Annotated in this window: 21 protein-coding genes; 19 read left to right on the top strand and 2 right to left on the bottom strand. The window is 36.8% G+C overall.

Features of this window, described 5'->3' with window-relative positions; genetic code table 11:
- Window positions 1-184 precede the first annotated feature (184 nt).
- A complete protein-coding gene (gabR, locus tag B7E05_RS04280; RefSeq protein ID WP_080872786.1) occupies window positions 185-1,597 on the bottom strand; it encodes a MocR-like transcriptional regulator GabR in 1,413 nt (470 codons plus the stop codon).
- A 111-nt stretch (window positions 1,598-1,708) separates the two neighbouring features.
- Here gabR and gabT point away from each other — a divergent pair, with 111 nt between their 5' ends.
- The 6 genes from gabT to B7E05_RS04310 all read left to right on the top strand — a co-directional run bounded on the left by gabT (window position 1,709) and on the right by B7E05_RS04310 (window position 9,652).
- Window positions 1,709-3,007: a 4-aminobutyrate--2-oxoglutarate transaminase gene (gabT, locus tag B7E05_RS04285; protein WP_080872788.1), complete on the top strand. Its 1,299-nt coding sequence runs from the start codon at window positions 1,709-1,711 to the stop codon at window positions 3,005-3,007.
- A gap of 38 nt (window positions 3,008-3,045) precedes the next feature.
- Window positions 3,046-4,437 carry an NAD-dependent succinate-semialdehyde dehydrogenase gene (locus tag B7E05_RS04290; protein ID WP_080872790.1) on the top strand — a complete coding sequence of 464 codons (1,392 nt, stop codon included), beginning with the start codon at window positions 3,046-3,048 and terminating at the stop codon, window positions 4,435-4,437.
- 94 nt (window positions 4,438-4,531) lie between these two features.
- The gene (locus B7E05_RS04295) at window positions 4,532-6,175 is read left to right on the top strand and encodes an amidohydrolase (RefSeq protein ID WP_080872791.1); all 1,644 of its coding nucleotides are present in this window, start codon (window positions 4,532-4,534) and stop codon (window positions 6,173-6,175) included.
- Window positions 6,176-6,201: 26 nt separating this feature from the next.
- A complete protein-coding gene (locus B7E05_RS04300) occupies window positions 6,202-7,785 on the top strand; it encodes a zinc-binding metallopeptidase family protein (protein WP_080872792.1) in 1,584 nt (527 codons plus the stop codon).
- A 28-nt stretch (window positions 7,786-7,813) separates the two neighbouring features.
- Window positions 7,814-9,391 carry a BCCT family transporter gene (locus tag B7E05_RS04305; RefSeq protein WP_080872793.1) on the top strand — a complete coding sequence of 526 codons (1,578 nt, stop codon included), beginning with the start codon at window positions 7,814-7,816 and terminating at the stop codon, window positions 9,389-9,391.
- 48 nt (window positions 9,392-9,439) lie between these two features.
- Window positions 9,440-9,652, top strand: a complete 213-nt coding sequence (locus tag B7E05_RS04310) for a transketolase-like TK C-terminal-containing protein (RefSeq protein WP_080872794.1) — start codon at window positions 9,440-9,442, stop codon at window positions 9,650-9,652.
- Between the two features lie 260 nt (window positions 9,653-9,912).
- Here B7E05_RS04310 and B7E05_RS04315 read toward each other — a convergent pair whose 3' ends face one another.
- Window positions 9,913-10,605 (bottom strand): FadR/GntR family transcriptional regulator, encoded by a 693-nt coding sequence (locus B7E05_RS04315; RefSeq protein WP_080872795.1) that lies wholly within the window; start codon window positions 10,603-10,605, stop codon window positions 9,913-9,915.
- Window positions 10,606-11,061: 456 nt separating this feature from the next.
- Here B7E05_RS04315 and B7E05_RS04320 point away from each other — a divergent pair, with 456 nt between their 5' ends.
- The 13 genes from B7E05_RS04320 (at window position 11,062) to B7E05_RS04375 (ending at window position 24,956) form a co-directional block, all read left to right on the top strand.
- Complete coding sequence (locus B7E05_RS04320; RefSeq protein WP_080872797.1) at window positions 11,062-11,370, top strand: YhdT family protein; 309 nt, start codon at window positions 11,062-11,064, stop codon at window positions 11,368-11,370.
- The gene (gene panF / locus B7E05_RS04325) at window positions 11,367-12,836 is read left to right on the top strand and encodes a sodium/pantothenate symporter (protein WP_080872798.1); all 1,470 of its coding nucleotides are present in this window, start codon (window positions 11,367-11,369) and stop codon (window positions 12,834-12,836) included. Before B7E05_RS04320 ends, panF begins: the two co-directional genes overlap by 4 nt.
- A gap of 119 nt (window positions 12,837-12,955) precedes the next feature.
- A complete protein-coding gene (locus B7E05_RS04330; RefSeq protein ID WP_080872799.1) occupies window positions 12,956-14,431 on the top strand; it encodes an amidase in 1,476 nt (491 codons plus the stop codon).
- 102 nt (window positions 14,432-14,533) lie between these two features.
- Window positions 14,534-15,610, top strand: a complete 1,077-nt coding sequence (locus tag B7E05_RS04335; protein ID WP_080872800.1) for a tartrate dehydrogenase — start codon at window positions 14,534-14,536, stop codon at window positions 15,608-15,610.
- Window positions 15,607-16,356 (top strand): SDR family NAD(P)-dependent oxidoreductase, encoded by a 750-nt coding sequence (locus B7E05_RS04340; RefSeq protein WP_080872801.1) that lies wholly within the window; start codon window positions 15,607-15,609, stop codon window positions 16,354-16,356. The genes B7E05_RS04335 and B7E05_RS04340 overlap by 4 nt, the downstream gene beginning before the upstream one ends.
- Window positions 16,357-16,420: 64 nt before the next feature.
- Window positions 16,421-17,863: an aldehyde dehydrogenase family protein gene (locus B7E05_RS04345; RefSeq protein WP_080872803.1), complete on the top strand. Its 1,443-nt coding sequence runs from the start codon at window positions 16,421-16,423 to the stop codon at window positions 17,861-17,863.
- 495 nt (window positions 17,864-18,358) lie between these two features.
- Window positions 18,359-18,484: a hypothetical protein gene (locus B7E05_RS22500; protein ID WP_281252436.1), complete on the top strand. Its 126-nt coding sequence runs from the start codon at window positions 18,359-18,361 to the stop codon at window positions 18,482-18,484.
- A gap of 31 nt (window positions 18,485-18,515) precedes the next feature.
- Window positions 18,516-20,144: a sodium/proline symporter gene (locus B7E05_RS04350; protein WP_080876212.1), complete on the top strand. Its 1,629-nt coding sequence runs from the start codon at window positions 18,516-18,518 to the stop codon at window positions 20,142-20,144.
- A gap of 3 nt (window positions 20,145-20,147) precedes the next feature.
- Window positions 20,148-20,639 carry a hypothetical protein gene (locus tag B7E05_RS04355; protein ID WP_080872805.1) on the top strand — a complete coding sequence of 164 codons (492 nt, stop codon included), beginning with the start codon at window positions 20,148-20,150 and terminating at the stop codon, window positions 20,637-20,639.
- A gap of 29 nt (window positions 20,640-20,668) precedes the next feature.
- The gene (locus B7E05_RS04360; protein WP_080872806.1) at window positions 20,669-20,887 is read left to right on the top strand and encodes a hypothetical protein; all 219 of its coding nucleotides are present in this window, start codon (window positions 20,669-20,671) and stop codon (window positions 20,885-20,887) included.
- On the top strand, window positions 20,887-22,386 hold the full coding sequence (locus tag B7E05_RS04365) for a sodium:solute symporter family protein (RefSeq protein ID WP_080872807.1): 1,500 nt from the start codon (window positions 20,887-20,889) through the stop codon (window positions 22,384-22,386). The genes B7E05_RS04360 and B7E05_RS04365 overlap by 1 nt, the downstream gene beginning before the upstream one ends.
- An 83-nt stretch (window positions 22,387-22,469) precedes the next feature.
- A complete protein-coding gene (locus tag B7E05_RS04370) occupies window positions 22,470-23,534 on the top strand; it encodes a C45 family autoproteolytic acyltransferase/hydrolase (RefSeq protein ID WP_245832953.1) in 1,065 nt (354 codons plus the stop codon).
- Window positions 23,535-23,783: 249 nt separating this feature from the next.
- Window positions 23,784-24,956 (top strand): M20/M25/M40 family metallo-hydrolase, encoded by a 1,173-nt coding sequence (locus B7E05_RS04375; protein WP_080872808.1) that lies wholly within the window; start codon window positions 23,784-23,786, stop codon window positions 24,954-24,956.
- The last annotated feature ends 165 nt before the right edge of the window (window positions 24,957-25,121 follow it).

Raw genomic sequence — 25,121 nt, forward strand, 5'->3', positions numbered from 1 at the left:
ATAGGTAGGTACTCTATGTAGAAAAGTACTAATTTTTATGTTTTATCATTACAAGCTGGATTCGATTTCAGATATACTACTAAATCAAATCACGAACTTGTTTAATATCTGTAAAAAAGACAAATGGTATTATCAGTTATAGAGAATAACGAGTAATTAGTCCGTGTGTATATCAAGATTTATTTTATGTAATAATTCGATACAACCTATCCACGGCTTCCGTAATCTCTTCATTTTCTATCCTGGCAAAACCTACTACCAACTTAATTATATTTGTGTCTGCTAGTTCACTACCAAGCATAAATCTCCGTAGTGTGTAGATTTCAAGTTTTTCGAGGTGTGCTTTTGCTTCAATTTCTTTGTATCCTTTTGTTGTCTTCAATTGCGCGAGAAAATGAAGACCAGCAGGTACATCTTTAATACTTATGTCTTCTTTAAACCGCAATTGAAGTTCGTTTATGAGAGCTTTCCTCTTTATTTCATAATGGTGATTCATTCGTTTCATGTGTTTAGCATATTCTCCGCTCTCTATAAAATAATGTAATGTAAATAGACTGAGTGAATTACTCCCTTGTATCCAGTCTGCATAATGACAACGGTATGCCCTTAGTAAATCAGGGGGCAGTACGATATAACTGATGCGTAAACTAGGTAGCAGTGTTTTGGAAAAAGTACCGCTATAGATGACGCGCTGATTGCGATCTAAACTTTGTAACGATGGAATATTATCTGTACCATATTTAAATTCACTGTCATAATCGTCCTCGATAATATATCTATTTTGCGAAAGAGCCGCCCAATTTAAAAGTTCTATACGACGGGAAATCGGCATAATGATTCCAGTTGGAAATTGATGGGATGGTGTGATAAATAAAAATTGAGGATTGATAGATTCAATTGCCTCTACTTGTATACCTTTTTTATCCAATGGTACGGCAGACACGTCAAATTTCATATTTCTTAACAAAGAATAGATACGAGAATATCCGGGATTCTCTACAGCTATTTTGGTATTATTTATTTGCATTTGCATTAATTGACGAATAAGGGGTTGGGTCCCCGTACCGATGACAATTTGTTCGGGTTCACATACTACACCCCGGGTGAGTGCGATCATACGAGCGATTGTTTTTCTTACCAGATATGGCCCTTGGGGATGGGAAATCTCAGAAAGTTCATCTTTATGGTTTTTAATTGCCTTATTTTGACTTTTTATCCATTCTTTAAAAGGAAACATTGATGTGTCGGCAGTCATATGAGAGAGGGAGAGCCATCCTTCCCTATCTATCTCTTTTTCTTTCAAATCACTGGGTATTTGCAAGTTCTCCGTGTTGTTGCGATGGTTAAATTGAGTAATATTTTCAACGAAGTATCCTTTTCTTTCCAAGGTATATATATAACCTTCTTCAATTAACTGTTCATAGGCATTTGTGACAGAATTAATACTGACACGCAATGTATCTGCTAACTTTCGTTTGGAAGGTAATTTTTCATTTGCCGGTATTTTATGTGCTAATATACTTTTTTTCAATTCATGATAGATTTGTTGATATATATGGGCTGATTTATCGTTTTTGTCGATGTTAAAAAAAATCATTTTCTATCACATCCTTTTCTGGTTCCATAATTATTAGTATTCTGGTACTTTTCATTATACCAATTTATTGTCATAATAATCTACATATTCTTGCAAAAGGAGGAGTGAATTATGATAACGCTATCAACGGAGGATTTACAAAATAAACGGAACAAGTATGTACCGCGTGGTGTAAGTAACGGCAATTTATTCATCGCTGATCATGCGTCCAGTGCAACGATTACTGATTTAGATTATAATGATTGGATTGATTTTGCTGGGGCGATTGGTGTTTTGAATGTTGGTCACAGTCATCCCAAAGTGACGGAAGCAGTTCAGAAGCAAGTGGAAAAGTTTTTGCATCCTGGATTTAATGTGATGATGTATGAGGGATATATTAATTTGGCTGAAAAGCTATGCCGGATAACGCCAGGTCATTTTGAAAAGCAAACGATTTTATTAAATTCTGGAGCAGAAGCAGTGGAGAATGCAATCAAAGCTTCTCGTAAATATACTGGCAGGCAAGCAGTGGTTTCTTTTGTTCGTGGTTTTCATGGTAGAACAAATATGACGATGAGCATGACTAGTAAAGTGAAACCTTATAAATTTGGATTTGGACCATTCGCTCCCGAAGTATATCAAGCGCCATTTCCATATCTTTATCATAAACCGGAGGAATTATTAGAGGAAGCTTACCTAAATCAATCGATTGAGCAATTCAAAGAATTTTTCACAGCAACTGTAGCTCCGGAAAATGTAGCATGTGTAGTTATGGAACCTGTTCAAGGCGAGGGAGGATTTATTATTCCACCTAAAAAATTCGTGCAATTTGTAAGTGATTTCTGTAAAAAACATGGTATTGTTTTTGTAGCAGATGAGATTCAAACTGGATTTGGCCGAACGGGAAAATTATTTGGAATCGAGCATTTTGATGTTGTTCCGGATCTAATGACTGTTTCAAAATCGTTAGCAGCTGGATTGCCTTTAAGTGGCGTGGTTGGTAAAAAGGAAATATTAAATGCTGCCTCTCCGGGAGAATTAGGCGGAACCTTCGCTGGAAATCCAGTAGCATGTGCTGCTGCTTTAGCTGTTATTGATGTGATAGAGGAAGAAGAGTTAGTCGCAAAATCAGAAGTACTGGGTCAAAATATAGAAGATAAATTAACAGAATTAGCTGATAAACATGAATGTATTGGTGATATCCGTCGTTTAGGAGCTATGGTTGCTATAGAAATTGTTGAGAATCGAGTGAATAAGTTTCCAAACAAAGCAAGGACAGCTGCTATAACAAATTATGCAAATGAAAATGGCCTCTTGTTATTATCTGCAGGCTTAAACGGAAATGTTATTCGTTTTTTGGCCCCGTTAGTCATTACAGATACGGAATTAGAAAAAGGACTATTGATATTGGAAGAAGCATTTGAATCGTAAGGAAAACAATAGTTCATTTATAAAGGAGAGGCAAAACGATGACGGAATTGATTCAAGTAAAAAATCCTGCAACAGGTGAGGTCATCCAAGAAGTTAAGATTGATACTGAAAAAGAGATTTATGAAGCTTTAAAGCGGGGGAATAATTATTTCCAAGAATGGCGAAATGTGAATGCGTATGAGCGCTCACGATTGTTAAAATCTTGGTCTCAAAAGATACATGATAATAAGGAGAAAATTGCAGAAGTGATGACACTGGAAAGTGGGAAGCCACTACAGGAATCATTGGGTGAAGTCAACTATGCTACCAGCTATATTGATTGGTATGCAGAAGAAGCAAAACGTCTATATGGACGTACTATTCCAGCTGCTTCTGAAACAAAACGAATCATTGTCAGTAAGCAGCCAGTGGGACTTGTTGCGGCGATTACACCTTGGAATTTCCCGGCAGCGATGATGACGAGAAAGGCAGCACCAGCTTTAGCTGCAGGATGTACATTTATCGTTAAACCAGCAGAAGAAACGCCACTAACAACGATGAAATTGGTTGAACTTGCTCATGAAATTGGGATTCCTGAGAATGCAGTACAAGTAATAAATGGAAGAGGAAGTGAAGTTGGACCGCTATTTACCGAGAGTGATTTTGTTCGTAAGATTACATTTACCGGTTCGACTCCTGTTGGAAAATCATTAATCAAAAATAGTGCTGATACCGTTAAGCATGTATCGATGGAATTAGGAGGCCATGCCCCCTTAATTGTAGCAGAAGATGCAGAAATAGACGTTGCCGTAGATCAGACAATCGCTTCGAAATTCAGAAATGCCGGCCAGACCTGTATATGTGCTAATCGTGTGATTGTTCATGACAGTATTACCGAAGAATTTGTTGGGAAATTAACTGAAAAGATAAATAAATTAAAAGTGGGCAATGGATTAAAGAAAGATACACAGGTAGGCCCAGTCATTAATGAAAAAGGATACGATAAAATTGTTTCCCAAATCAATGATGCTATCGATCAAGGTGCGGAGGTTCTTTGTGGAAATCGATATGACGCAGATAAGGAACAAGGTTATTTCTTCGTACATCCAACCGTATTACAACATGTGGATTTGGATATGAAGATTATGCACGAAGAGACGTTTGGTCCAGTAATTCCCATTACATTATTTCATGATATTGATCAAGCGATAGAGATTGCAAATAATACACCCTTTGGCTTAGCGGCATATTTCTTTACGGATAATTATAAGATCGGCACTTATTTACACGACCATTTAGACTTTGGTGTTATTGGATGGAATGATGGAGCCCCGTCTGCTGCTCAAGCTCCTTTTGGAGGAATGAAGGAAAGCGGTCTTGGACGAGAAGGTGGTGTTGAGGGAATCGAGCCTTATTTGGAGACGAAGTATTTGTCAGTTGGAGGTTTGTAGTAAATATTAATCTGGTAAGGTATTTTATATTTAAATTAGCAACAATGTATAGATAAAAAAATTATATTTTTTTGGATTACAAGGAGGAGAAATAATGAAAAAAGATTTTTTATTATTCTATGGTGGAACTATTTTGACTATGAATGAAAAAGAAGAAGTAGAAGCCTGCGCTGTCAGAGAAAATAAAATTATATATGCAGGTACGCTTGAAGAATGTAAAAACTTATTAAGTGGAGAAGAAGTAAGTGAGGTTAATTTGGAAGGACAATGTCTTTTACCAGGATTCATTGATCCACATGCTCATCTTATGATGTATGGGATGTCTTATTCTTGGATAGATATAAGTTACCCCAAGGTACAAAGTATTAGTGATTTAATTGATATATTATCTAAGCATAAGGAAAATGTATCTGAAGAAGGTATGATCCGTGGATTTGGATTTGACCAAAGAAACTTAAAAGAAAAGCGTTACCCAACCGCAGCTGAATTAGACAAGGTAGCTACTGATCGCCCTGTACAAATTATGCATGTTAGTGGACACTGTAACGTTTTAAATCATTATTTTCTTGATTTATTAGGTATTGATAAAAATACGGAAGATCCTGAAGGCGGTGTACTTGGAAGAGATGCCAATGGAGAACTTAACGGGCAATTATATGATAGTGCAAATGATTATATAGCCAAACAATCTGGGGTTATTATAGGAGAACATGGTCCTAATATTCATATGCCTGATTCAGATGATAATTTGCAAAATTTAATATCGGTTGCTCAAGAGCAATTTTTAGCTTCTGGTATAACTGCAATAAATGATCCACAAGTTACAAAACAAGAGATGAAATCGTACCAACAAGCTCAAGTTAATGGATTGTTAAAATTGAGAGTAAAGATGTCATTTTTGTCAAATTATTTGAATGATGTCATTAAACTTGGCTTAAAGCAGAATTTTGGCGATGATCAATTATCGCTAGGGCCGATCAAATTGTATGCTGATGGTTCATTAAATTCTGGGACAGCTTATCTATCAACTGAATTTAGAGATAGCAGTCGAAATAAGGGTTATCTTTTCCATGAACCTGAGGAATTTCAAGAGTTATTAGTTAAAGCCCATGTCAATGGATTTCAGACTTTAACACATGCACAAGGAGACGGCGCTATTCAATTGGTTATTGATTCCGTTAAAGAGGCGCAAAGTCAATGCCCAAAAGAAGATATACGACACAGAATTGAACATTGTGGTTTACCTTCTACAATACAAATTAATGACATTGCTGAAATGAAACTTTGGCCAGTACCACAACCTCAGCATGTCTATCAATTTGGTAATGGTGTCGTGCATGCAGTCGGTGATTATGGTGAAAACTATTCTCCTTATGGTTGGTTTAAGAAAAACAATATTCCTATAGTGCTTTCATCTGATGCACCTGTTGCTCCTCCACACCCCTTACTTGCTATATATGCTGCTGTGACTCGTTCTACGGTTCAGGGTAACGTAGTTGGACCAGATCATAAAATAACCTTAAATGAGGCTTTGCAAGGGTATACAATCGAGGCGGCAAAAGCCATGCATCAGGAAAGTTTAATCGGTTCTATTGAAGAAGGTAAATTAGCTGATTTAGTCGTATTAGCAGAAAACCCATATAACGTACCTATTGAAAAAATAAAAGATATACAAATAAGTGAAACATGGATAAGTGGAAAAAAAGTTTTCCAAAATACTGAATTTGTTAATGTTTAAACTATAGATAAAATGAGGTGTATATAATGGTCTCTCAAGAAAAGCAATCTGTTAAGGATTGGGTAACAAATAATAAGAAGAAACTATCTGATTGGAACCAGATTATTTGGGATTATGGTGAAACTGCTTGGAGAGAATATAAATCTTCTGCATGGTATGTAAATCAGCTAAAAGAAGAAGGGTTCAATGTAGAGGAAGGAAGTGGAGGCATGCCTACTGCTTTTTGTGCTACATGGGAAAATGGAGATGGACCGGTAATTGGAGGATATGCAGAATATGATGCTGTACCAGGAAATTGTCAGTCAGCTAGTACAGAAGAACAGCCAAGAAAAGGGTTAAGTAAATATGCAGGGGGACACACTGACCCCCATTCTGCACTAGGTATAGGATCCCTTGGTGGTTTTTTAGCAGCAAAAGAAGTGATGGAGAAATACAATATAAAAGGTAAATTAAAATTTTTTGGCGAACCTGCAGAGAAATTGAGAGGTTCGAAACCTATCCATGCTGCAAAAGGATATTATGATGATCTTGATGGAGCAATTAGCTTTCATCCGTTTTACATGCTTCCTCTATGTAATACAACTCGTTGGGACACTCATTGTGCTGTTGCTTTTTCTGTTATGTATACGTTTACATGTGATGAGCCGGAAACATGGTTTTCTTCGGGTGATGGTTCACCAATACCTGCATCACATGCTGATGCTCGAGCGCCTGGAGCTACAGATGCTGTAGTTAATATGTATAGTCTATCAAAAATGTATCGAGAACATATGTTATCAAACAACATGGGTTGGTCGATGAATGAAACTATCTTGAATACTGGACAAGCCACAGCAGATAATATTCCTGGCGAAATGTCGCAAATTTATTATTTTATTCGTGTACCTAACGTGGAAATGGCGAAAAACGTTGTCAAAGTACTAGATCAAAATGCTAAAAGTGCTTCACTAGCTGCTCACTGTAATTGGGAACGGAATTGGATTACAAAGTCAAGAACAGGATTGGCTAATCACACAATGGCAGAAGTAACATATGAAAATTTACAAATAGTTGGAGCTCCTCAGTTTGGTGAAAAAGCAATAAAAACAGCACAAAATATTCAAAAAAATCTTGGTTTAGAGGCAATGGATGATCCGTTCTTAGATGAAATTGAGGAATTAATTTCTCCTCAAGAAGCAGAAAGAAAAATGCGTACAATACTACCATATTGGCAGGAGCATTTTACATCAGATGATTACACAGAATATTGTTGGCATGCTCCAACTGTTCGACTTTATATAGGAAGGCCTGCTCTAAAATCTCCGGTATCTGGATTTAACTATCCGACTTGGGTTATGAACGCGTTGGGTGGTATTCCTGAATGTATTGATCCAATGATTATGACTGCATCTAAGACAGTTGGAATGACAATTATTGACTTATTAACAAAACCAGAACTACTTAAAAAAGCAAAAGATGAATTTAATAATCGTACAGGGGGCGGTATAGGAGGGACAGATTGGGAAGCACCACTTTGTGATTATGAACCACCAATTCATTTTCGCTGGCCAGAGTATATAACAACAGAAAGAGGTAAAGATCATTGGGTTATCCCGTCTAGAGAAAATTAATAATTACTAAGGCAAAGTGGGAGGATTTATGCGAAAAAATATAGTAGTAATAGTATCGCTTATCGTTACCTTTATATTTGTTGTTTTGGGAATTTTTGTTCCAAATACATTAGGACAGATTTCTGAATACGTTCTTTATACTTTTATAAGTGAAAACTTTGGATGGTATTATATGCTCGTTGCCTTTTCATTTGTATCAATCTGTCTGTATGTTGCCTTTTCGAAATATGGGAAAATCAGGTTAGGTAAAGACACGGATAAACCTGAGTTTAGTAGATTTACTTGGATTGCCATGTTATATAGTTCGGGCCTTGCCATAAGCTTATTCTTTTGGGGAGTTGCAGAACCTGTATTAATGTACATTGAACCGCCTTTTGGTTCGGGTCAGACAAAGGAATCTGCTGAAACAGCTATGCGATATACTTTTTTTCATTGGGGTTTGCATAGTTGGGGAACATATACAATTATAGGATTATTAATGGCATATTTTCAATATAGAAAGAATAATCCACCTTTAATAAACCATGCATTATACCCCTTGCTAGGAGAAAAAATTTACGGATGGATAGGGAAATTTATTAATATTGTTGCTATTTTTGCTATTTTTGCTATAATTAGTGGGATAACGACTTCTCTTGGTCTGGGAGCCACACAAATAGGGGCTGGTTTTGATTATGTGTTAGGTATAAATAATTCACCATTGAATCAAACTATTCTCATCTTAAGTTTAACTGTTATGTTTATCATCTCTGCGAGTACAGGTATTCAAAGAGGTATAAAGTGGCTATCAAACATCAACATAATTATTGCTTTAGCAATCATGATGTTAATTTTTGTATTAGGACCAACAAGAAACATAATGGAAACTTTTGTGAATTCTACAGGTGATTATATAGAGAATTTCATAGGTATGAGTTTTCATTTAGAACCTTTTCTTAACGATTATACATGGCAAGGAGGTTGGGATTTCTTCTACTGGGGATGGGCAATTAGCTTTGGTGTTTTTGTTGGTATTTTTATTGCTAGAATATCCAAAGGAAGAACCATAAGAGAATTTATTATTGGTGCGATGCTTATTCCAACATTAGCGACTACTATTTGGTATTCTACTTTTGGAGGGAGCGCCCTTTACAATATCATTAACTTAGGAAACAATGAATTAAGTAACCAAATTATGGAGAATATGGATACCGCTCTTTTTTACTTTTTAGAGCTTTTCCCTTTTAGTTCTATTATTATTGGGATGACGTTTGTTTCTTTAATCATATTTTTTGTAACGTCTGCGGATTCTACAGTATATGTGTTAGGAATGTATAGTGAGGAAACCATGGAACCTTCTAATAAAAGTAAAATACTTTGGGGGATTGTAATTGCAGGAGTAGCTATCGCTTTACTTTTCAGTGGAGGCTTAACGCCGTTGCAAACAATATCAGCTGCTGCTGGCTTACCGTTTTCTTTAATAATCTTAGCGATGTGTTTTTCATTTTTTAAATCCTTGAAAGAAGAAAAACTTGAAGGGAATCATAAAGAACAAGAAAACAATATGTCCTCCGATTCTGTGAGTAAAGATACAGAATCGGAAGAAAAAATATCGAAAAGTTCGTAACACTTTTGATACTTCATAAATTCAGTGAAAACTATGCTGGAAGAAATATTGGTTGAGTGGGAAAAAGTGCTGCCAAGTAATTTGGAAAAGCGTTTAACGATAGAAATGGGTTCTAAAGTTGGTTGGAGAGAGTATGCTGGAAGTGCTGGTTCTATTATGAGTATAGATACATTTGGAGCATCTGGATCTGGAGAGCAAGTAATTAAAGAATTTGGATTTACTGTTGAGAACGTTGTTAAACTTTTTAAAGCGTTACTTTAATAATATATGATAATGAGTAAAGTTATTAAGTTTTAGTAATGGAAGTGTTTGATGCAGTGATGCTACGTATTTTAGTTTCATTATAGTAGTTTCAAATAAAGGGTGGCATGTACTTTTTTCATTTAAGAAAAAGAAGGAGCTGTTACTAAATGTCTGATGTGCATTTTGGAGACAGTTCCTTCTTTTTGTATTGATTGGAAATTTTTAAATGTTGTTTAGGTTGTCTAATACAAAACTACTCTTTTTTGTGATATTGTTACCTATTCAATCATTTCCTCATTGTTTTTTATCATCTGTTGCACCAACAGGATAGGATTAAAATCGACGTTGCCACGCAGCAATTCTAAATAATAATGATGGGTTTTTAATGTTCGCTCAATATTGCTTGTGTGCTTGAAATGAACCATATTTGGCTTGATAATTTCATAAATGGTTTTTCCAATTTCTATAATAAATGGATTATTCGTTGCTTCCAGAACAGCATAATGGAATTCTAAATCAATATTGGCGAGTTCCTCAGGATCTAAATTTGGATTCATTCTTTTTACCTGGGAGTGATAAACATCTTCAATATTTTTGATATCGTTTTCTTCTGCGATGATCATGTTCATTAATAGTACTTCAAAATGCTGGCGAAATTCTATAAGTTTTTCTATATCATTGCCATGCATAATTAAACTGAATATTAGTGGATTTAATGTGAACTGCGAGAGACTATTCGTTATAAACATACCTTCACCGCGTTTTATTTGTATGACACCAATAGCTTCCAGAATCTTTATTGATTCTCTGACAGGAGTTCTGCTCACTCCTAATTGTTCCATTAATTCCTTTTCGGTGGGTAATTTATCGCCTGGTTTTAATGAGCCGTTAAGAAGATTATCTTTTATAATTAATACAATTTCTGAGGATATGGTCCGGTTTAGGTTGATTTTTTCAAAAGATAAAGCCATTTTCTCAACTCCTAAAAGCCCCATCTACGATGAGCTTTATTATTATAATACATTTTTAATTTTTTGTTAAATAAAACTTTTCTGTTATTAACTATTTACAATTATTTATTATTTTGCTAGTCTATGTACAACATACTACATCGTACGTAATATGTAAATGCTTTATATACAAGCTTTTTTAACACGAAAATCATTGGGATTTAGTGTAATAATTGATTTCAGGAAATTAATTATCCAAATGAATGAAATCGCTGTCAATAAAATGTTTAATACTGAAAAATGTTTTTTGAATAAAGGAGTGATAAGCCCATGTCAATTGAATTGTTGGAATTTTAAATAAGTATGTTGCTTAAATGTAGTATCCGAATTCAAGATGAGGAAGTCTGGGACCTTTCATAGGAAATTTATATTTGAATTCTTATTTTAATCATTTTCATTTACGAAAGGGGTATGAATATGAAAAATAAAAGAAAGCAGGAGTGGCGTTTTATCATAGCTAATCGGGAAGCTCGAATCGGTTGTGTGCTAGCTGTCATTAATTTTATATGGTGGTATGGATTTGCATATGGCCTGGGTTCAAAACCTCCTGAAGAATATACGTATATATTGGGATTCCCGGCATGGATTTTTTTCAGTTTAATTTTGGGTACAATTTTAATGTTTGCACTAGTGTTTTTTGTTGTGAAATTTATGCTGACCGAAATACCGTTAGAAGATGAGAATGAAGAAGAAGAGGGTGAGGAAGATGAGGTGAGTAATATATGAATTGGAATGTGGTGATACCATTACTACTATTTTTAATGATTATTTTTATGGTCGGCATGTGGTCCAATCGAAAATTAAATAAAACAGATGGTTTTCTTAGTGATTACTTTCTAGGGAGCCGAGAGTTCGGAGGATTGGTACTCGCTATGACCATGGTTGCAACCTATGGGAGTGCATCCAGTTTTTTAGGTGGGCCTGGAGCAGCTTATTCTATTGGATTCGGCTGGGTTTTGCTTGCTATGTCCCAGGTAGCGACAGGATATTTCGTATTACTCGTGTTAGGAAAGAAGTTTGCTATCGTATCTAGAAGGTATAATGCTGTTACGTTTATCGATTTTTTGAAGGAAAGATATCAAAGTAAAACGGTTGTATTGTTGTCGGCTTTTAGTATTATCATATTTATGTTTTCTGCAATGGCAGCTCAATGGGTAGGCGGAGCTTATCTGATCCAATCCTTAACAGGTATTAGTTATATAGGTGCTTTATTTATTTTCACATTATCTGTTTTAATATACGTCATTATTGGTGGATTTCGTGCTGTAGTAATTACAGATACAATTCAGGGCATTGTTATGTTTTTTGGTACATTAGTATTGCTTGTTGCTGTCATTGTCGCAGGGGGAGGGCTATCCAATGTATTTTCTGATTTGGTATCTATTAATCCCAACTTGATTACGCCTTTTGGAAATGACGGTTCATTAACTGCTGCTTATGTATCCTCTTACTGGATTCTTGTCGGTGTCGGTGTAGTTGCCCTGCCGCAAATTGCTGTAAGGGCGATGTCTTATAAAGATTCCAAATCTATGCACAGAGCAATCATGATTGGGACGGTAGTGGTAGGAACAATCATACTTGGCATGCACTTGATTGGCGTGTTTGCAAGACCAATAATGCCAGGAATTGAAGTGGCAGATCAAGTTATTCCACTTGTTGCTTTGGAAGTTTTACCACCATGGATTGCTGGTATGATACTTGCCGCACCTCTGGCAGCCATTATGTCTACTGTTGACTCGTTATTGTTGCTCGTTAGTTCTTCTGTAGTTAAGGACGTTTATATCAATTATGTCAAGCCAAAAGCAACCGTAAATCAAGTGAAAAATGTAAGTATGGGGGTAACTGCAGTAATAGGAGTTGTTGCTTTCCTTTTAGCTATCAGCCCGCCAGATTTATTGATATTCTTAAACTTATTTGCATTTGGTGGTTTGCAAGCGGCGTTTATGTGGCCGTTTATCATGGGGTTGTATTGGAGGTATGCGAATAAAAGCGGTGCGGTTGCATCCATGATTGCAGGCATTGGCTCTTATATTGCCATTCATTTATATAATGAGGCATATGGGGATTTATTAGGTGTACATGCGGTTACGATTCCAGTTTTCTTTTCGTTGATTATTTTTGTAGTATTTAGTTTGTTATTTAAGCAGGAAGCATATGCGTTTCCAACGCAAAATATTAAGAAAGAAGCCTAAATATTATAGATTTATAGAGAAAGTTTCATAAGGATGGCAAAAGGTTCTGCAAGGGAAATAAAGGATAATAAAATCTAGTTAATATCAAAACCGCGTCAATGATGAAGGAGTGAAGTTTTGTGAATGTAGCAATAAACTGGAATGAATGGGCTAACCTTGATGCTATGGGGATTGCCGAGTTAGTAAAAAAAGGTGAAGTTACTCCACAGGAAGTAGCAAACCAGGTTACGAAAGGAGTTCAGGAATTAAATCCTCAAATTAACGCTGTTATTGAGATTTTCGACGACGTAGTTAATGATCCTTTAAGTGATGGAATGAATCCTAACGGCGTTTTGGCAGGAGTGCCTTTTTTTATGAAGGATCTGGGGCCTGCTATTAAAGGAAGATTACAGGAAAGAGGATCGCTGCTCATGCAAGGAAATCGCTCTATAGAGGATAGTTTTCTGACAAAACAATTCCGACAGGCTGGTCTCAATATTATGGGGCGAACGACAACGCCGGAGTTTGGGCTCTGCAGTTCTGCAGAGAACCCGGAAGTCTATATTACAAGGAACCCTTGGAATCTTGATTATACAACTTGCGGTTCGTCAGCAGGAACTGCGGCTTCCGTTGCAGCAGGAATTATTCCCATCGCTCATGCTACGGACGGAGGAGGATCGATTCGAATTCCTGCAGGTGTCAATGGCAACATAGGTTTAAAACCATCGCGGGGTGTTTTTTCAGGAGCACCAGATAGTTCAGACCTCATGAACGTTGTTTCTGCGCAAGGATGCCATACTCGTACAATACGTGATACTGCTGCCTTTGTCGATCATTGCAGGGGAGGAGCTCCAGGTGAGTTTATGCCTTATTGGACCCAGCAGGAGACGTATTCCGAATTGATAAAGCGAAATCCGAAAAAGCTTCGTATTGCTGTTTCCCATGAGTGGGGTGACTATAAAGCCACACCGCATATAGTATCCGAATTGAAGAAGACGGCAGATTACCTTGAAGGACTTGGTCATTACGTTGAATGGGCAGTCCCGAATCTTGATCTCCGTGCTAGTTATGAGGCACAGACTGCAGCCTACATTATGAAGTTTGCACAAACAATTTCAGATATACTTGAACAAAAAAATATGGAGTATCCGCCAGCAGGTCTCATTGAACCTATGTGTATAAGGGTTTGGGAAGAAGGTCGTTTTGCCTCCTATGCGGATCGTGTCAAAATGGAGGCAATGTTTAATGAAATTTCTCGACATATGGCGACATTCTTTGAGGACTGGGACCTGATTCTTACACCAACTATGGCCAAACCCACACCATTGATTGGAACCAGAGAGTACCTGACGATTAGTGATAATCCTTCTGTCTTTGATTGGTTTGAAAATCTGTGGAGTATTTTTTCTTATACGCCGATTGCCAATATTTGCGGACTACCTGGAATTTCATTACCGATGGCTGAATTGGAGAATGGATTGCCATTGGGAATGCATATGCTTGCTCCACAAGGAAAAGATGGTTTATTGCTGCAGTTGGGTGCCCAAATCGAAAGAGAATTAAATGGAAACTGGAACCATGGACGGAGACCAGTTAATCATGTAACTACGATTTAATGATGCTGGGAGCTGCTTTGTGTTAAGAAATAAGAAAAATATATTTATGGCGCTAAGATAGATAATTTATAAACATGTCATTTAGAAAAAGGATGATTTTATATGAAAGTATATAAGATTGCGGTATTGCCTGGAGACGGAATTGGTCCTGAAGTGATGAACGAAGCTTTAAAAGTATTGAAAACGCTATCCGATATTGATTCAACATTTGACTATGAAATAACAGAATTGAATTGGAATACAGATTATTATATGAAACACGGTTTAATGATGCCTGAAAATGGTCTGAAGCAACTAAAGTCATTTGACAGTATTCTATTCGGTGCTGCTGGTGATTCAAGAGTATCAGAGCATATCCCGATATGGGAGCTGATCATGCCTATCCGTAAAAACTTTCAACAGTATATTAATTTTAGGCCGATAAAATTGCTGAGGGGTTTGGAAACGCCATTACAACAAAAAGAAGATATAGATTTTGTAATTATACGAGAAAATGCGGAAGGAGAATATTCTACTTCTGGTGGAAAGATGTACCAAGGGGAATCACGGGAGCTTGCTGTACAGAACACGATTATGACTAGAGAAGGGGTTTCCAAAATTGCAACCTATGCATTTCAATATGCTAGGGATCATAAATTACCTAAAGTAACCAATGCTACGAAGTCAAATGCCATCATACATACGATGACATTATGGGATTCGGTAGTTGAAGAGATAGCAAATGATTTTAAAGAAATTTCCTATGAAAAATACTATGTGGATGCGATAGCTGCTCTGTTTGTAGAACGTCCTAAAGATTTACAGTTGGTTCTTGCTTCTAATTTATTTGGAGATATATTGTCAGATTTAGGGTCAGCTATTGCTGGAGGACTGGGTGTCGCTCCATCTGCCAATATCAACCCTAATGGAGAGTACCCTTCCATGTTTGAACCAGTACATGGATCTGCTCCGGACATAGCAGGGAAAGGTATTGCCAACCCGGTAGCACAAATTTGGTCTTTAGCCTTAATGCTACAGAATTTTGGCCGCTCGGATTTACATGATAAAGTTCTTTTTTCTATAGAAGATGTATTGGAAGAAAAGAGAACATTGACGCCAGATATTGGTGGGAAAGCAACTACGGAACAAGTAGGGGACGCCATTGTACGTAAACTTCAAAAAAGGATGGGATTTGCATGACATTTGAAAATAAAACATTCATTGTTACCGGCGCAGGTGGAGGTATGGGAGAGGAGACAGTGAAGCTTTTGCTAGATAGCGGAGCAAACGTAGCTGGCTGTGACCTTCATACCGATAATCTTTCAAAATATAAGAATACGAATAAATTTATAGCATTCAAAGGGGATTTATTGGATGAAGATATTGTAAAAGACATTTTTAAAGAAACAGCTAATCAATTTGGAAATATTGATGGCCTGGTCAATATTGCAGGGATTGCGCAAAGTTCCACACCTATTGATGAAGTTAGTTTGGATGAATGGCGACGCATTATGGATATTAATGTGACAATGATGTTTCTAACTTGTCGTGAAGCTTCTGTATATATGAAAGAAAAGAAACAAGGGAGTATGATAAATATTGGATCCGTATCTGCAACCAGACCAAGACCAGGTTTACAATCTTATGTTGCGTCGAAGGGGGCAGTAGAGGCTTTCTCTAAAGCAATGGCACTGGAACTAGCTCCCTATCAAATTAATGTAAATGTACTTCACCCTGGTCCGTCAGATACGGCGATGCTTGGTCAATTTTCCGCGGAAAGTGCAAGCGTGGACCAAACCAAGAAGGAAATTTTTGAAAAAAGCGTTCCTCTTGGGAGTCTGTTGAAGCCGGAAAATATTGCTCATTCCATTAAATATCTACTTTCTGATGAAGCAAAAATGGTTACAGGTGCCGTTTTACATGTCGATGGTGGCCGGAATATCTGATTTTACTATTGGATAAGAAGGAGAAAAGACAAATTTCAAATATAGTGGATAATGGAGGAATTTAATGAAGCACTTTAAAATGTATATAAATGGAAACTGGGTAGATAGTAAAAATAAGGAGCATATTGATGTAAAAAATCCATCCAGTGGAAGTGTATTTGCTAGTATACCCAGAGGAACACAGGAGGATGTAGAGGATGCTGTGAATGCAGCCCGTGCTGCTTTTATGAGTGAGACATGGAGAAGTATAAAGCCTTATGAACGAGGTGATATTTTATTTGATATTGCAGGTAAAATGAAAGCTGACAGAGATGAGTTGGCAAGACTGGAATCTATGGATGTCGGGAAACCGCTATCTCAAGCGTATGCTGATGTGGATGCTGCGATTCGATATTTCCGGTTTTATGGTGGAGCAGCAGATAAAGTGATGGGAGATACAATCCCAATTGAAGATGGACTGTTGGATTATGTCGTACGTGAACCGTTGGGGGTGACTGCGCATATTGTTCCTTGGAATTATCCGTTACAAATAATTTCAAGGAGTGTTGCTGCAGCTATTGCAATGGGCAATACTGTTGTAGTGAAAAGTGCGGAGGACACACCAATGACGGCCATGCGTCTGACAGAATTTTTTGATGCACTGGATTTACCTGCAGGTGTGTTTAACCATGTTACAGGATTTGGATATGAAGCAGGAGCAGCTTTATCTGCTCATCCGTTGATTAATCATGTGACATTCACCGGATCAGTAAGGACGGGAATAGAGGTAGGAAAGGCAGCAATGGAAAATGTGGTTCCATCTACTTTGGAACTTGGTGGTAAATCGCCCAATATTGTATTTTCTGATTGTGATCTTGAAAAAACTGTCGAAGGAGTCGTTCAATCTATTATCCAAAATGCTGGACAAACCTGTTCAGCAGGTGCGAGGCTCTTGGTTGAAGCATCATTTAAAGATGTATTCTTGCAGAAAGTAGTAGAGAAGTTTGAAGGTTTAACCGTTGGGGCAGGAATAGATGATAAAAATCTTGGACCTATATTGAATGAAAAACAATATAATCATGTACTACATTTTATTGAACAGGCAAAAAAAGAAGCTTCCGTTGTGACGGGTGGAAATCCAGTGACTTTAAAAGGAAATGAAGGCGGCTTTTATGTGCAGCCAACGATTATTGATGAGGTTAGCAAGGACAGCAAACTTGCTCAAGAAGAGATTTTTGGCCCAGTATTGACAGTATTTACGTTTATTGAAGAATCTGAAGCGCTGGATTTAGCCAATAGCACAGATTACGGATTGGTTACCGGTATTTGGACGCAGGATATCAACCGCGCGCATTACTTGGCAAGCAGAATCGACTCTGGACAAGTTTTTATCAATAATTACGGTGCCGGCGGCGGTGTGCAAATGCCATTTGGTGGCTATAAAAAGAGCGGTATTGGTCGGGAAAAAGGTTGGATTGCGCTTTATAATTATACACAGATAAAAAATGTTGCAGTGAAATATAATTGAGACTGGGACATGTATCCCGAATAATCACTTAGAGACGGGTCTGATTATCGTTTATGATAATCGGACCTTTTTTTAACGGCATGTTTTCATGATGATATATTCCTATAAGTATAATGCCATGAAAGTACATCTTAATTCATTTTCTTCTTCTACTTTTGTACACGGAAAAACGGTTGATTCGTTTGTTGTCATTATATCTCTTCACGGAATGTCATATAAAAAACAAAATATAGTTAACATTGCGTCTAATGTATTTAAATATGTAAAAAAATATAATATCTATCAACTCAATTTATTTGAAAGCGCTTAACTAATTTTATTTAGATGGTTAAATGAACATGATATCTAGAACCAAGCTTTAAAGAATTAATTTTAAACTGTTTCATCTTTCATACTTTATTTGAATAGACATACAGTAATTATACTACTAGTAATTCTGTGAAATATAGCATAGTATGAAAAGAATTTCATGAATGGTGAAAGGGAGGGGAGATAGTGTTTAATTTACCTATAGAAACAGCTTTGTTGATGTTACCTTGGCCAATCATTTGGGTAGCACTAGCTTTATTCATGTATTTTAAACTCCGGCGGGACGAGAAGCTTGAAAAGGAAGAAAATTAATATGAAGTATACAAGGGGGACATGATTGTATATGAATTTAGATATTGTTATTTTTTTCATTTATTTATTATCTATGTTAGGTATAGGACTGTATTTTACTAGAAGAGCATCAACATCTGCAGATCATTATTTACTTGGAGACCGAAAAATTGGTGCTCCAATTACTGCGATAAGTATGCAAAGTACATCGATGAGTGGATTTATGTTTATGGGTGGACCAGCTCAAGCATTTCAAGAAGGCTGGACTGCATTATGGTATGCGATTGGTGACGCTGGCGGTTCGATTGTGAATTTGTCTGTCTTAGGAAAAAGAATGAGGAAAATGTCACAGCTTTTAGCTGCCCTTTCGCCAATAGAGTACTTAGAAAAGAGATTCGAAGGAGTTGGTATTCGTGTATACGGAGCAGCTATTGGAATTATATTTCTGTTTGCTTATGCCTTCGCGCAGTTTATTGCTGCAGGTAAAGCATTAGAGTCTATGTCAAGTTTTTCTTATGAGTGGGCGCTCATTATTGGTGTTGGGGTCATTGTTCTTTATACAGTGGCTGGAGGATATCTCGCTGTAGCAGTTAGTGGTTTCATACAAGGGATTATTATGCTAATCGGTGTCAGTGTCATCGCCATTATGGTACTTCCTCAAGTAGGTGGTTTATCAGGATTGAATGCACAACTTGCAGCAATAGATCCAACATATCTTAGTATTTGGGGGAAGGATTTAATTTATTATGGGCAGTGGGGAGTTATCCTAGGTGCTGTACTCATCTATGCTATTGGTTATATGGGATTACCCCACGTTACTGTTAGACATATGTCTATGACAGATACGAATACAACAAAAAATGCTGTTCTCTGGTCAGCGGGATTCAATCAGTTATTTACATTTACACCTTATTTGTTAGGGTTGTCAGCCATTGTTATTATGCCTAGAATAGCAGATCCTGAAATGGTTATTCCGGAAATGATTTATTATGTATTTCCAGGTATATTAGCTGCTATCTTATTATCCGCTATTATGGCCGCAATTATGTCCACATGCGATTCGTTGCTCATGCAAGCTGGTACAACACTTTCACGTGATGTTTACAGCCGGTTTATTAATAAGAAAGCTAGTCATAAAAAACAATTATTAGTCTCCAGATTATGTATTTTAATTGGGGGTATCATTGGTATTATTGTTGCTGTGTATGAGCCTCCAACGGTATTTGCACTTGTTGTCTTTGCTTTCGGTGTATTGGGAAATACATTTCTTGTCCCTTTTATAGCTTCTGTATACTCTAGAAAAGCAAACAAAGTTGGCGTTTTATGTGCGATGGTGGCCGGCTCCATTACAAATATAATCTGGGAAGCATTTACTTTGCAAGATGTAACCGGATTACATCCTTTCTTAGCTGGTTTGATTTTGTCTATTATTGCCATGTTAATTGGCAATCTGTTCGGAACTCCTCCTTCCAATAAAGTTTTAGAAGCTTTTGATCTTGCTAAATCAAATAAACGGATACCAAAGAATTTGGAAAAAGGGATATATGAAGATCTTGCAGTAGAAGCGAGAAATATTTCTGAATTTATAGAAGTAAAAGGAAAACCAAATAATACGCTATCTAAAGAAGCGAAGAATGTAAGTCAGCTTCATCCAAAACTAGATTTGAACTTTGAGGGGTAATCAATGAGAGAAAAAATATTAGCACAGACGATTAATTATGAAAAGGAGAAGATCGAATTAAGTTTCAAGAAAGTATATTCCGATTCAACGTTTTTTGCTGAACGTATTATTTACTATCCTTATTATTATTTTATCTATAGCGTAAATGCGAAACGAATTTTTATGCCATTAGAAGAAAAAATGGGATGTGTAGTAGATGCTGTTAGCTGCAGGGGTTCATTAATAGATTCAAATCCCAAATTAGAATTAATCGATATACCTGTAAATCAGTTATTGGAGAAGTCTCAGTCACTTGATGATTGTTTGTCAATGTCAGAGTCTTTTATCCACCGATCTTTATCTTTAAAAATGAGAATGATTTCTTTTTCTAATATTAAATTGGAAAAACAAGCGCTTTTTTATAGACCGTATTGGATTGTATCTCAAAACAATGAAATGCAAAGTGATCCGAATTTTATTGTCGATGGGGTTACAGGTCAATATCATCCATTGTGACAATTAAATTTATTGGGAGGAGAATTCTCATGAAAGCTACTTTTAAACTACCAAAAACGAAAAGAGGTTGGATTAGTGTTGGTTTAATTATATTCGTAATTTCTTTAGGTTCTTGGCCGGTGATACATCTATTTGATAAAGAAATCATTTTATTTGGGATGCCTTTATTGATGGTTTGGTCTATCGCGATTATTTTATTAACAACTTTAGCCATGATAATAATAGATAAGATTGGGGGAAGGGATTAATGTATGAATATTTACCCTTCATTATAACTCTTTCATATGTTGTAATTGCCGTAATAGTGGGGTCCCTGGCTGGCAGAGGACAGAACATGGATAGTACGGAAAATTGGGGAGTTGGCAGCAGAAGTTTTAATCCTGTCATGGCTTTTCTTTTAATGGGGGCTAGCGGAGTAAGTGCATACACATTTATGGGTTCTCCGGGATGGGCTTTTTCCAAAGGAGTTCCTGCATTATACGTTGTTGTTTACCTAACTTATATGGCAATTATTGCTTGGTATTTTGGTCCAAAGGTATGGAAACTTGGGAAAAAATACAAACATCTCACTCAACCAGGTGCTATTGCTGATCGTTATGAAAGCAAAGCTTTAGGTGGACTAACTTCTATTGTCACCTCAATTGGAGTTTTATCTTATGCAGTTGTTCAGACTACTGGGGCGGCTTATATTTTGAACGTGATGAGTTATGGGTTGGTTCCAACCTGGGTAGGTGTATTCATAGCATTAGGCGCAGTTTCCATTTACCTTTATAAAAGCGGTCTAAAAGCGATTGGCTTAACAAATGCTCTCCAAGGAGCGTTGATGTTATTTGTATCCTTTTTTGTTGGTCTATGGGCGACTAATCATTTTACCGGCGGTTTTTCATTCGCACCTATATTTGAAAGAGTAAAACAGGATCTTCCAGAGTTTTTTACACTTCCTGGAGCTTTAGGTGATATGAATGCTACCTTTTGGACAACGTCAATACTAATATCATTTTTCTCAATTTGGCAATATCATTGGATTCAGTGGATGGGAGCAAAATCTGAACAAGCTATTAGAAAATCAGCAAGGTTATTGCCCCTATACTATATTGTTCTCATACCAATGATTGTTGTTGGTTTTATTGGAATATTTATGTATCCAGAATTAGGTAACCCGGATCATATTGCCATTCAATTAGCTGTAGATAATATGCCGGTGGTTATAGCTGGATTGTTAGGTGCTGGAACTCTTGCAGCATCCATGTCTTCTAGTGAACCATGTATTCATGCAACTGCCTTAAGTTATAGTAACGATATATTGAAGCCACTACTAAAATGGAACGATGAAGTTGCAGGTAGATGGACAAGACGATTAATATTTCCGATTATGTTGTTTATTGTTGCACCGGTTTCTATTATGGAACCCGCAAGTCTGGTATATATATTGTTAATTGGATATGGGTTTATTGCCCAAGCATTTCCAGCGATAATAGGGGTTTTTATGTGGCCTAGAGGAACTAAGCATGGAGCTTTATGGGGAATAGTTGCAGGTTTTATTGTTACATTAATCTTTTCTTTCGTTATTGTACATCCACTTGATATACATGCTGGAATTTGGGGATTATTAGCTAACTCTATCGTGTTTTTTTCTGTTTCATTAATTACTCAGCCGGTTTCTAAAGATACTGTCGAACGATTTTTCCCTGAAATGATAGATGAACTTTACGAAGATGAAAGTGACATTTCAGCCCATTTTAAATAAATATAGTGGAGCGGCCATATCTGTTTTTGGATTGATATACTATTCCAGTAAACAAAGAAGAAAAAAGAGAGGATGGTGATAAAGTGACGGAATTTTCATTAAATGGGGATGCAACACTTAAATTATCAGGTACATCATATCAAATTGGATATAAGCATGGCAGTACTTTGAAAGAAAAAGTCCATAATAGCTTAGCAACGTATGAAAAAATGTTTAGAGAGACAGTAGGATATTCATGGAAAGAGGCCTGTGAGAAAGCTTTATTACATTTAACAGCTATTGAAGAATATAATCTAAATTATATGAAAGAAATGGAAGGAGTAGCTGCTGGTGCCAATGTTAAATTTGAAGACATTCTCACCCTTAATACTAGAAGTGAAATTGCTTTAGCGGACTCACCGGATGGTTGCACGTCATTTGCTTTAACAAGTCCCAAGACGCATAGAACCTGGCTAGCTCAAAATTGGGATTGGAAGGGAGAACAAACGGATTCATTAATATCTTTAGAAATTCAACAAGCAAATCTTCCAACACTGCAATTTGTAACAGAAGCAGGAATTATTGGAAAAATAGGTTGTAATAGTGAAGGAATTGGTGTATGTCTTAATGCATTAGTGACAAATACTTGGGAACCTAAAGTTCCCTTACATTTAGGATTAAGAGCCATACTTGAGTCGGATTCAATTGAAAAGGCTATTTCTAAAGTGGATAACAACCAAATAGCATCTCCAGCTAATTTTTTAATAGCTTCACATACTGGCCAATCCGTAAATATGGAGGTTTCGCCTATCCACACAGAACAAATACATGCGAAAAATGGTGCGTTAATTCATACGAATCATATTTGTGCAGAAGAAATGAAGCAGAAAGTGCGAGAAGAGGTTTCTGCAGATTCCTATGATCGCCTCCTTACAATTGATAAATTAACAAGAAATTTAACAAAAGAAAATATAAAAGCAGAAGATTTATTTTTACTGCTTTCAGACCATGAGAATTATCCAGCCTCCATCTGCCGCCATGCTTTTGATGAGAACACTTCAAAGTTTTCAGGAATGGAAACAGTCTTCAGCATTGTTATGGATTTGACAGCTAAGAAATTGTCTTGGATGAAAGGGAAGCCTTGTGAAATGATAAATCAGTCATTCTGAATTACTTCTAAGAATGGAATAAAGTATAGGCACCAGATTATGAAATATTAAAAATACATGGTGAAGGATATGAAGAGCATAGGGGAAATGGCTACATTAATAGCATGACAGAATTCTGGAGGAACAGAAAGGAGTGATAAAATCTACTCTTCAAAACTTGAAATATAGATGAGAAAGATAAGCGCCAACGAATAATACTTGGACGCAGTGGATGCTGGCAACTTATTTTACAAAAGAGGAGAGATTTTAATGTCGGAAGAAAAAATGTTGTTAGAATATATGGAAAAACATAATGAAGCGTTTTTGGATATGTTAAAAGAAGCTGTGAAATTAGAATCCCCGACTGAGGGAAATAAAGCAGATTTAGAAAAATGCAGAGATTATTTTGCAAGAATATTCTCAAGTATAGGCTTCAAGTGCCATGTTGTACCAAGTAATGATAGCCGTTATGGAGATCATCTTTACATGGAATTTGGAGAGGGCGATGAGCAGATACTTTTTGTAGGTCACTATGATACTGTATATGAAAAGGGTACATTTGGGAGCTTATGGGAACAAGAAGGTACAAAAATATCGGGACCAGGTGCTTTTGATATGAAGGGTGGAGATGTACAGGTTTATATGGTTGTAAAAGCACTGAAGGAGCTTGAACTTTTACCTGAAAACAAAAAAATTGTATTTTTTCTAAGCTCTGATGAAGAAGCAGGTAGTCCTACGTCACATAGACACTATCAGGAGCTTGCCAAAAAGAGTAAAGCTTCTTTTGTTATGGAGCCTACTTTTGGAGACTGCACTGCTGGTTTAACAACTGGACGCTATTCTCGGGGGAACTATACATTTGTTGTAGAAGGGAGCCCGGCACACTCTGGCCAAGAGCCTGAAAAAGCCGAAAGTGGTTTAAAAGAACTGGCAGAGCAGGCTATCTATCTTGAAAGCCTTACGGACCTAGAAAAGGGTGTGACAGTTGCTTGTACTTGTTTAAATAGCGGTAATGCTGGCTGGCCAACTGTTCCTGGAAATGGAGAACTTACCATAGATGCCAGATTTTCTTCAGAAAAAATTGCTAAAAAGTACGATTCACTGTTTCAAAATCTTGAACCTTTTAATGCTAAGGTTAAAATAACAACAAAGGGAGGGATAGAAAAACCGACTTTTGATGAAAAGGACGCTGCCCATAGAAAACTTTATGAGCTCGCTAAAGAGGTTGGGAAAATGTTTGATATGAATATGAAAGGATATGTTGGCAGAGCAGGGACTGACGGTAATTTCATTGCGTCTGTTGGTTGTCCAACACTTGATGGCATGGGAATGAGCGGGGATTTCGCGCACCAGCCTGGCAAGGAATATATTAATACAGAAGATATTGCTGTTAGAGGTGCTTTTGTAGCACGTATGGTGCTTGAGGTTTTAAGAAGTGAATAATATATCGAACATGGTTATAACTATATAAAAATGAATCGTAGCACCGTTCGCGATGCGGCAATGATGATGAATGTAGCTGATGTGGGAATGATTTTTATTCCAAGTACGGGAGGAAAAAGTCACTCGCCTGACGAATATACGTAAGAGGAAGATATTAAATTGGGA

The sequence above is a fragment of the Oceanobacillus timonensis genome (assembly GCF_900166635.1).
GTDB classification, from domain to species: Bacteria; Bacillota; Bacilli; order Bacillales; family Amphibacillaceae; genus Oceanobacillus; species Oceanobacillus timonensis.